Origin of the sequence: Promicromonospora sp. NPDC060204 (assembly GCF_042728455.1) — a bacterium.
Classification (GTDB): Bacteria; Actinomycetota; Actinomycetes; order Actinomycetales; family Cellulomonadaceae; genus Promicromonospora.
In genome coordinates this window covers 1-9,256 of record NZ_JBHWZO010000250.1, presented here as the reverse complement: position 1 = coordinate 9,256, position 9,256 = coordinate 1, and the positions used below count along the sequence as shown (strand labels likewise).

Below are 9,256 nucleotides of genomic sequence, written 5' to 3'. Positions count from 1 at the left end.
GCACAGAGTTGTGCCGACCTCGATGCAGACTGCCGACCTGCAAGGAGACTGCCGACCTCAGCCCCGACCGACCTCGCCTTGCGTTCGAGCGCGCTCCAATCCCTAGCGTCGCCATCATGACGACCGACGGCACCGCCACGAACGGCAACGCAATGAACACCGGCACGACCAACACCGGCACGACCAACATCAGCACGACCACGAACAGCGCCTCGACGACGACCGCCAACACCAAGACCTGGCTCATCACCGGCGCGAGCTCCGGCCTCGGCCTCGCCCTGGCGGAGGCCGCCCTCCAGGCTGGCGAGCGGGTCGTCGGCACTGCGCGCCGGGCCGACCGGTTCGACGCGCTCCGGGAGCGGTACGGCGAGCGGCTGCTCCCGGTGGAGCACGACGTCCGGGACACGGCCGGGGCGGCCGCCGTCGTGGACCAGGCCCTGGACACGTTCGGCCGCATCGACGTGCTGGTCAACAACGCCGGCGCGGGACAGGTCGGGACCGCCGAGGAGATCGGCGACGCCGCGCTGCGCGACATGCTCGACCAGCACCTGTTCGGCCCGGCGGCCTACGTGCGGGCGGTCCTGCCGCACCTGCGGGCGCGCGGCGCGGGCGCGATCGTGCAGATGAGCAGCCAGGGCGGGCGCATGTCGTTCCCCGCGGTCGGTAGCTACTCGGCCGGGAAGTTCGCGCTGGAGGGCTGGTCCGAGGCGCTCGCCGGCGAGGTCGCCCCGTTCGGCGTCCGCGTGCTGATCGTGGAGCCCAGCCGGTTCCGGACGGCGTTCAACGCGGACGGCGTCCTCCACACCGCGGCCGCCGACCCCGCCTACGACGCCGTGGCCGGCGCCGTCCGCGCGAACATGGCCGAGGCCCACGGCAGTCAGGAGGGCGACCCGGCCCGCGCCGCCGTCGTCGTCCGCCGCGTGCTGGTCGCGCCCGACGCGCCGCTGCGCCAGCCGCACGGCGCGGAGGCGGTCCGCAACCTGCGGCGTGCCTACGCGTACGCGGCGGACGACGTCGAGAAGTGGGCCAGTGCGTCCGCTTCGGCGGACTTCCCGGGCGTGCCCGCGGCCGTGCGGGCCTTCTGATGAGCCGCACGCCGGGCAGTTCGGAACGACGCCGGGTCCGCCCGCTCGGAGCCGTCCCGGCATGTTCCGGTCCGGCAAGACCCGATTCGGCGACGCCCGGTCCGGCAAGACCCGATTCGGCGAGGCCGGCGCCGCCTAGGCTGGTGGGCATGGCAACCGACGACCTGATGGCGCGCGCCCTGGCGGCGCTGGGGGAGGACGGCGCGCCGTCGGCCGACGTGATCCACGCCCTCGCGGACGCCGACGCGGTGTCCGGACCCCTGCCGATCGCCGAGGCCGCCGCCTACCTCGACGTCTCGCCGCACACGCTGCGCTACTACGAGCGCGCGGGCCTGGTCGAGGTGGGCCGCGACGCCGCCGGGTACCGGCTGTACGATGCCGCGGCGCTGCGCCGGCTCGTCTTCGTCACCCGGATGCGGCTGTCGGGCATGCCGATGCGCGACGTGCAGCACTACATCACCCTGGTCGACGCCGGGAAGCAGACCGAGCCCGAGCGCCTCGACCTCCTGCTGGAGCACCGCGACACGATCCGGCGCCGGATCCGGGAGCTGAACCTCTCGCTGGTCGCCACGGAGTACAAGATCGCGACCTACGGCGGCGCCACGGGCCCGGATGCCGGGGGCTCAGATGTCACAGGCCCGGACGTCCCTGGCCCGGACGTCACACGCCCAGACGACTAGCTCGGTCAGGAACCGCCCGCCCTCGCGATCCCCTTTGAGGCCAGGGTTTCTTCGCTTTGAACTGTCCCAAAGCGAAGAAACCCGGGCCTCAAAGAGAATGTCCGACGCCGGTCGCCCGGCCGCCGGTGCCGCCCGGCAACCCCCACCGCCGGCCCCTCACACCTCCCGCGCCTCCGCGCTCGACCGGCGCGTCCGGAGCACCGCCTCCGCCTCGTACCGCACCGACTCCGTGCGCCCCGCCAGCCGTTCCAGCAGCAGCCGCACCGCCTCCCGGCCGAGCGTGATGCCGCTCTGGTCCACGCTGCTCAAGGACACCAGCGGGTGCCGCGCGATCGGCACGTCGTCGTAACCGACCACCGACACGTCGCTCGCGTCGAGCCCGGCCTCCGCGACGGCGCTCAGCACGCCGATGGCCAGGGTGTCGTTGCCCGCGAAGATCGCGGTCGGACGGTCGGGGGAGGCGAGCAGGTCGAGCGTGGCCGCGTGCGCCTCGGAACCGTCGAACATCGTGTGTACTACACGCGGCGACAGCCCGGCCGCCGTCATGCGCTCGCGGTAGACGGCGGTGCGCACCACGTGCGGCTCGGCCCCGGCCTGACCCGCCCACGGCGGCTCGGGCCGCGACGGGTGGATGGTCAGGTGGACGATGCGCCGGTGGCCGAGGTCGAACAGGTGCGTCATGACCTGCTCGGCGCCGGAGCGGTCGTCGCCGGTGATGGTGTCGTAGCGGTCGGACCGGTCGTGCCGCCCGATCATCACCAGCGGCGTGCGCTCGGCGACCCGTTCGAGCCAGGCGGGGTCGACGCGCGGGGAGATGGCCACGATGCCGTCGACCTGGCGGTCGGCGAGGCTGTTGATCGCCACGTCGCCCTTCTGGTCGCGCCCGAGCGGCGCGATGATCATCTGGTACGGGGTGCCCTGGAGCGCCTCGGTGGCGCCGTCCACGATCATCGTCAGGAAGTCGTTGCCCACCTGCGGGATCTCGAACCCGAGCGTGAAGCTCGCCCCGCGCATGGCGCGCGCCGCGACCCGCGGCCGGTACTCCAGGCGCTCGATCGCGGCCTCGACCTGCGCGCGCATGTGGGGGCTGACGCCGTAGGCGTTGCGGATCACCTTGGAGACCGCGGCCCGGGAGACGCCGGCCTCGTGGGCGACGTCCTGGATGGTCGAGGGCCGGGTCCGGCGCGTCGGGTGGGTGCTCATCGTGAGGCCATCCTGCCTGTGTAGATCGGTTGACACCAGAAATGGCGCCCCGCTAGCGTGCTCCCACTGAAAGGATTCATCGGTGGCAGTGTAGATCGCTCTACACCCATCGTTCCATGCGTCTCTACAAGGAGGTAGAGAGATGTCCCGTGCACTTCGAACCCGCAGGTTCACCCGCCCCGCCGTCGCGGCCACCGCGCTCACGGCCCTCGCCCTGGCCGGCTGCTCGGCGTCGGCCGAGGGTGACGGCACCACCGAGATCACGTTCCTCACGACCAACGACGCGCCCAACCCCGAGACCGCCGACGCCCTGGTCGAGGCGTTCGAGGCGGAGCACCCCGACGTCAAGGTCACCGTCGAGATCCGGCCCGGCGGCACCGAGGGCGACAACCTGGTCAAGACCCGGCTCTCGACCGGCGAGATGGCCGACGTGTTCTTCTACAACTCGGGCTCCCTGCTCCAGGCCCTCAACCCGGACTCCACGCTGGTGGACCTGAGCGACCAGGAGTGGGTCGGCTCGCTCACCGAGGAGTTCCTGCCCGTGGTGAGCACCGACAACGGCATGTACGGCGCGCCGCTGGGTGCCTCGTTCGCCGGCGGCGTCGTCTACAACAAGCCGGTGTACGAGAAGCTCGGGCTGGAGGTCCCGCAGACCTGGGACGAGTTCATGGCGAACAACGCGACGATCGCTGCCGAGGGCGACGGCGTCGCCCCGGTCATCCAGACCTACGGCGAGACCTGGACCAGCCAGCTCTTCGTGCTGGGCGACTTCGCCAACGTGACCGCCGTCGACCCCGAGTGGGCCGACCAGTACACGGCGCACCAGCGTTCCTACGCCGAGGAGCCCGCCCTTCTCGGCTTCCAGCACCAGCAGGAGGTGGCCGAGGCGGGGTACTTCAACGAGGACTTCCCGTCCGCCACGTTCCCCGACGGCGCCCGCATGGTCGCCGAGGGCGAGGGCGCGCACTACCCGATGCTGTCGAACGTGATCCAGACGATCCTGCAGAACACGCCGGACGCCGTGAACGACATCGGCTTCTTCGCGCTCCCCGCGCAGGACGCGGAGAACACGCAGGCCACGATCTGGCAGCCCAACGCGCTGTACGTCCCGCGCTCCACGGAGGGCGCGGAGCTGGAGGCGGCCAAGGAGTTCGTGGCCTTCGCGAACAGCGAGGCCGGGTGCGACATCCAGAACGAGCTGCTGCCGCCCGCCGGCCCCTACGCGGGCACGTGCGAGGTGCTCGACACCGCCCCGCCGATGCTGGACGACATCCAGGCCTACTTCGACGAGGGCCGCGCCGCCAACGCGCTGGAGTTCCTCTCGCCGGTCAAGGGCCCGAACCTGGAGAAGGTGACGGTCGAGGTGGGCTCCGGGATCAAGACCGCCGAGGAGGCCGCCGAGTTCTACGACCAGGACGTCGAGAACCAGGCCCGTCAGCTCGGCCTCGAGGGCTGGTAGGCCGCTCGTGGCGGCAACACTGACCGAGGTGCGGCCCGCCCGGCGCCGTCGGACGGCGGGCTCCACCTCGGCCACCCAGCGCAGCATCTACCCGTCCTGGTTCTACCTGCCGGCCGGCGTGCTCTACCTGGTCTTCTTCGCGGTGCCGACGTTCGCGTCGTTCTGGTTCAGCCTGACCCGCTGGACCCTGTTCGACACCGAGTTCATCGGCCTGGACAACTTCGTCCAGTTCTTCGCGGAGCCGCAGCTCTCGCGCGGTTTTGTGAACACGTTGGTCTACGGCTTCGTGACGTCGGGCGCCAAGGTGGTGCTCGGGCTGGCGCTCGCGGTGCTGCTCACCTCGCAGCTCGTGGGCCGCGGCTACCTGCGCTCGGTCGTGTTCTTCCCGGTGCTGGTCTCCACGATCGGCGTCGGCATCACCTTCAAGGCCCTGCTCGACCCGTTCGACGGCGTGGTCAACACGATGCTCGCCACGTTCGGCATCGAGGGCCCGGGGTGGTTCACCGACCCGAACCAGGCGCTGCTGACGATCGCGGCGGTCGACGTCTGGAAGGGGCTCGGCATCGCGACGCTCATCTACATCGCGGGCATCGTCGCGATCCCGCAGGAGTACTACGAGGCCGCGCGGGTCGACGGCGCGGGCCGGTGGCAGCAGTTCCGCTCCATCACGCTGCCGCTGGTCCAGCCCGCGACGGCCACCGTGATCATCCTGTCGCTGATCGGCGGCCTGCGGTCGTTCGACCTCATCTGGGCGACGACGGGCGGCGGCCCCGGGTTCACCAGCGACGTCATCGGGTCCGTCATCTACAAGCAGTACCAGGCCGGGTTCTACGGGCTGTCGACGGCGGGCAACGTGATCCTGTTCCTCGTGGTCACGGCGATCATGGTGCCGGTCTCCCTGCTGCTCAACCGCAAGGAGGTCGACCGATGAGGCGCGCCGGTTCGTGGGCCACGGGCGTCGTGGCCATCGTCGTGTCGGTGGTGGTCTTCCTGGTGCCGTTCGCCTTCATCTTCCTGACGGCGGCCAAGGACGCGTCGTCGGCCTCGCGCCTGGAGTTCTCCTGGCCGGAGCAGTGGGCGTTCTTCGACAACCTGACCGAGGTGCTCACCACCCGCGACGGGATCGTGGTGCGGGCCTTCCTCAACTCGACCGTGCTGACCGTGGTGAGCGTGGCCGTCATGGTGGTGCTCGCGGCGATGGTCGGTTACCTGCTGCAGCGGCGGAGGTCCCGGCTCAACCCGATCGTGAACTTCTTCGTGCTGGCGGGGCTCATCGTGCCGCCCGCCGTGGTGCCGACCATCTGGGTGCTGCAGCAGACGGGGCTGTTCAAGACGATGCCGGGCCTGATCCTCATCGAGGCGACGTTCGGGCTCTCGTTCTGCATCCTGCTGTTCCGCGCGTTCGTGGCGACCATCCCGCGCGAGCTCGACGAGGCGGCGATCATCGACGGCGCCGGGCCGCTACGGCTCTTCTTCGCCGTCATCCTGCCGCTGCTGCGGCCCGTGATCATCACGATCGTCGTGGTGCAGGCGGTCAACGTGTTCAACGACTTCACCAACCCCCTGTACTTCCTGCCGGGGGACGAGAACGCGACCGTGCAGCTCACGCTCTACAACTTCCAGAGCCAGATGGTCAGCCAGTTCAACCTGCTGTTCATGGACATCCTGCTGATCACGGTGCCGCCGCTGGTCATGTACATCTTCTTCAACCGCCAGATCGTGGCCGGCATGACGTCCGGCGCGGTCAAGGGCTGAAAGGGGCCACCGATGGAGACCCACCACACCGACACCCAGACCACCGGCAGCACCCGCGTCCGCGAGGTGCGGGTCGAGCGCCGGACCGACGGCGCCTTCGCCGACACCCCCACCCCGCGCCTGAGCTGGACCGTTGAGTCCGACGCGCCCGGCTGGTGGCAGGCCGGCGCCGAGATCCGGCTCGACGGCGACCAGGTGCGCACCCTGGAGACCGACGAGTCCCGGTTCGTGCCCTGGCCGTTCGAACCGCTGACGCCGCACGCCCGGCACGCCCTGGAGGTCCGGGTCACGGGCACGGACGGCGCCACCTCGCCCTGGAGCGAGCCCGTCACCGTGCGCAGCGTCTTCCTGGCCGACGGCGAGTGGGCGGCCGCCTTCGTCGGCCTCGCCGATCCGCCCGACGACGCCGCGCCCGGCCTGCTGCGCACCGAGCTCGACCTGCCCGGCGACGTCGTCCGCGCCACCCTCTACGCCTCCGCCCACGGGGTCTACCAGGTCGAGATCAACGGCCAGGACGTGGACGACGCCGTGCTCAAGCCCGGCTGGACCGCCTACCAGCACCGTCTGGTGCACGAGGCCACCGACGTCTCCGCGCTGCTGCGGGCCGGCGCCAACGCCGTCGGCATCCGGCTGGCCGGCGGGTGGTGGACCGAGAAGTACGGCTTCCACGGCGCCGCCCGGACCTTCTACGGCGACCAGCCCGCCGCGGCCGTGCAACTGCACGTCGAGCTCGCCGACGGGACCACCCGCGTGCTCGTCACCGGTCCGGACTGGCGCGGCGCGGCGACCGGCGTCGTCGTGGCCAGCGGCATCTACGCGGGCGAGCGGGTCGACGCCGGCCGCGCCGTCCCCGGCTGGAGCCTGCCCGGGTTCGACGACGCGGCGTGGGCGCCCGTGCGCGTGGACCCGTCCGACGTCGTGCCCGAGCCCGCGATCGCCGAACCCGTGCGGCGCGTCGACGAGGTCGCGGTCCGCGAGGTGATCACCACGCCGTCGGGGCGCACGGTGCTCGACCTCGGGCAGAACGTCGTGGGCCGGCTCCGCGTGCGGGTGGCGGGGGAGCGCGGGCACGTGATCACGCTGCGGCACGCCGAGGTGCTGGAGCACGGCGAGCTCGGCGTCCGCCCCCTGCGCCACGCCGCGGCCACCGACCACCTCGTGCTCTCCGGCGGCGAGGACGTCTTCGAGCCCGAGTTCACGTTCCACGGGTTCCGGTACGCCGAGGTGGACGGCTGGCCCGGGGAACTCGACCTGGAGACGGCCCGCGCGGCCGTGACCGCCGTCGTCATCAGCAGCGACATGCGCCGCACCGGGTGGTTCGAGAGCTCCGACGAGCGCGTGAACACGCTGCACGAGAACGTCGTGCGGGGCATGCGCGGCAACTTCGTCTCCCTGCCCACCGACTGCCCCCAGCGCGACGAGCGCCTCGGTTGGACCGGCGACATCCAGGTCTTCGGCCCCACCGCGAGCTACCTCTTCGACAGCGACGCGTTCCTCGCCTCCTGGCTGCGCGACGTCGCCGCCGAGCAGGCCGACCGCGGCGGCGTCTGCCCCGTCGTCGTGCCGTTCGTGCTGCCGTTCGGGGCCCAGCCCGCCGCCGCGTGGGGCGACGCCGCCACCGTCGTCCCCACGACCCTGCACGAACGGTTCGCCGACCGCAGGGCGCTCGCGGAGCAGTACCCGAGCATGCGGGCCTGGGTCGACGTGCTGCTTGGCATCGCCGGGGACCGGCTGCTGTGGGAGGGCATGTTCCAGTTCGGCGACTGGCTCGACCCGGACGCGCCGCCGGACGATCCGGCTGGCGCCAAGGCCGACCCCGACATCGTGGCCAGCGCGTACCTGGTGCGCTCGCTACAGCTCGTCACGGCGGCGGCCCACGAGGTGGGCGACGCAGAGGGAGTCACGCGGTACGGGGACCTGGCCGAGCGGGCGCGGCGGGCCTGGGTGGCGGAGTACACGACGCCGGCCGGCCGGATCGTCTCCGACGCCCAGACCGCCTACGCGCTGGCCATCGTGTTCGACCTCGTGGACGGCGCGACCCGGGCGGTGATGGGCGACCGGCTGGCCTGGCTCGTCCGCCGGGCCGGCTACCGGATCGGCACCGGGTTCGTGGGCACGCCGATCATCCAGGACGCGCTGACGAGCACCGGGCACGCCGTCGTCGCCGCCCGGCTGCTGCTCCAGACCGGCGTGCCGTCCTGGCTGTACGCCGTGACGATGGGCGCCACCACGGTCTGGGAGCGGTGGGACAGCATGCTGCCGGACGGCAGCATCAACCCCGGGGAGATGACGTCGTTCAACCACTACGCCTTCGGGGCCGTGGCGGACTGGCTGCACCGCACCGTGGCGGGGCTCGCCCCGGACGCGCCCGGCTACCGGCGGCTGCGGATCGCGCCCGTGCCGATCGCGGGGCTGGACCACGCCGCGACGCGCTTCGAGACGCCGTACGGCCTCGCGGAGGCGGGCTGGGCGGAGCGGGACGGCCAGATCGTGGTGCACGCGGTGGTGCCGCCGAACACGACGGCGGTGGTGGTGCTGCCGGGTGCCGGTGCCGGGAGTGCTGGCGGTGGCGGTGCGGGAGCGGACGGCGGAGCCGGTGCCGGCGTCGGTGCCGGCGCGCGCGAGTTCCAGGTGGGCGCCGGCCGGCACGAGTGGACCGTGCCCGACCCGCGCGACCGGTCCGTCCCGCCGCCGGTCACACTCGCCTCCACGCTAGGCGCCGTCGCCGACGACCCGGAGGCGTTCGAGACCGTGCTGGCCGCCGTCGAGGCCGCGGACACCGGGCAGACCGGAGCCCTGCGCTCGCTCAAGGAGTGGACCGACCAGCGCACCCTGGAGGAGGAGCTGGTCCGGCTCCCGTCCGGCGCCCCCGACCAGGTGCGGACGGCGCTCGACGAGCTCAACGCCCGCCGCGCGGCGGTGGTCGCGCCCGCCCGCTGAGCAACCTCCCCTTTGAGGCCCAGGTTTCTTCGCTTTGAGTCGCCCCAAAGCGAAGAAACCCGGGCCTCAAGGGGGAGGGGGCTTCAGCGGTCTGTCGACAGCTTGGCTGGCTGGGTCGGCAGTTTGCACCGCAG

General features: G+C 72.0%; 7 protein-coding genes. 6 read left to right on the top strand and 1 reads right to left on the bottom strand.

Annotated elements, in window-relative coordinates:
* Positions 1 to 116 precede the first annotated feature (116 nt).
* The gene (locus tag ACFWEJ_RS23785) at positions 117 to 1,085 is read left to right on the top strand and encodes an SDR family NAD(P)-dependent oxidoreductase (protein WP_377231656.1); all 969 of its coding nucleotides are present in this window, start codon (positions 117 to 119) and stop codon (positions 1,083 to 1,085) included.
* Between the two features lie 149 nt (positions 1,086 to 1,234).
* Entirely contained in the window at positions 1,235 to 1,765 is a 531-nt protein-coding gene (locus ACFWEJ_RS23780; protein WP_377231655.1) for a MerR family transcriptional regulator, read from the top strand.
* A 156-nt stretch (positions 1,766 to 1,921) separates the two neighbouring features.
* On the opposite strand, the gene ACFWEJ_RS23775 is transcribed toward ACFWEJ_RS23780, so the two are convergent.
* Positions 1,922 to 2,968 (bottom strand): LacI family DNA-binding transcriptional regulator, encoded by a 1,047-nt coding sequence (locus tag ACFWEJ_RS23775; protein ID WP_377231654.1) that lies wholly within the window; start codon positions 2,966 to 2,968, stop codon positions 1,922 to 1,924.
* Positions 2,969 to 3,110: 142 nt separating this feature from the next.
* Between ACFWEJ_RS23775 and ACFWEJ_RS23770 the strand changes: the two genes are divergently transcribed.
* Genes ACFWEJ_RS23770 through ACFWEJ_RS23755 form a run of 4 tightly spaced genes read left to right on the top strand, consistent with a single transcriptional unit; the run spans position 3,111 to position 9,122 of the window.
* Positions 3,111 to 4,427: an ABC transporter substrate-binding protein gene (locus ACFWEJ_RS23770; protein ID WP_377231653.1), complete on the top strand. Its 1,317-nt coding sequence runs from the start codon at positions 3,111 to 3,113 to the stop codon at positions 4,425 to 4,427.
* Between the two features lie 7 nt (positions 4,428 to 4,434).
* Positions 4,435 to 5,358 carry a carbohydrate ABC transporter permease gene (locus ACFWEJ_RS23765; RefSeq protein WP_377231652.1) on the top strand — a complete coding sequence of 308 codons (924 nt, stop codon included), beginning with the start codon at positions 4,435 to 4,437 and terminating at the stop codon, positions 5,356 to 5,358.
* Entirely contained in the window at positions 5,355 to 6,182 is an 828-nt protein-coding gene (locus tag ACFWEJ_RS23760) for a carbohydrate ABC transporter permease (protein ID WP_377231651.1), read from the top strand. The genes ACFWEJ_RS23765 and ACFWEJ_RS23760 overlap by 4 nt, the downstream gene beginning before the upstream one ends.
* A gap of 12 nt (positions 6,183 to 6,194) precedes the next feature.
* Complete coding sequence (locus ACFWEJ_RS23755; RefSeq protein ID WP_377231650.1) at positions 6,195 to 9,122, top strand: family 78 glycoside hydrolase catalytic domain; 2,928 nt, start codon at positions 6,195 to 6,197, stop codon at positions 9,120 to 9,122.
* Positions 9,123 to 9,256: the final 134 nt, after the last annotated feature.

What these genes read in the sequence shown, in the direction of transcription:
- ACFWEJ_RS23785 (WP_377231656.1), top strand. Translation starts at nt 117, where the DNA reads ATGACGACCGACGGCACCGCCACGAACGGCAACGCAATGAACACCGGC.
- ACFWEJ_RS23780 (WP_377231655.1), top strand. Translation starts at nt 1,235, where the DNA reads ATGGCAACCGACGACCTGATGGCGCGCGCCCTGGCGGCGCTGGGGGAG.
- ACFWEJ_RS23775 (WP_377231654.1), bottom strand. Translation starts at nt 2,968, where the DNA reads ATGAGCACCCACCCGACGCGCCGGACCCGGCCCTCGACCATCCAGGAC.
- ACFWEJ_RS23770 (WP_377231653.1), top strand. Translation starts at nt 3,111, where the DNA reads ATGTCCCGTGCACTTCGAACCCGCAGGTTCACCCGCCCCGCCGTCGCG.
- ACFWEJ_RS23760 (WP_377231651.1), top strand. Translation starts at nt 5,355, where the DNA reads ATGAGGCGCGCCGGTTCGTGGGCCACGGGCGTCGTGGCCATCGTCGTG.
- ACFWEJ_RS23755 (WP_377231650.1), top strand. Translation starts at nt 6,195, where the DNA reads ATGGAGACCCACCACACCGACACCCAGACCACCGGCAGCACCCGCGTC.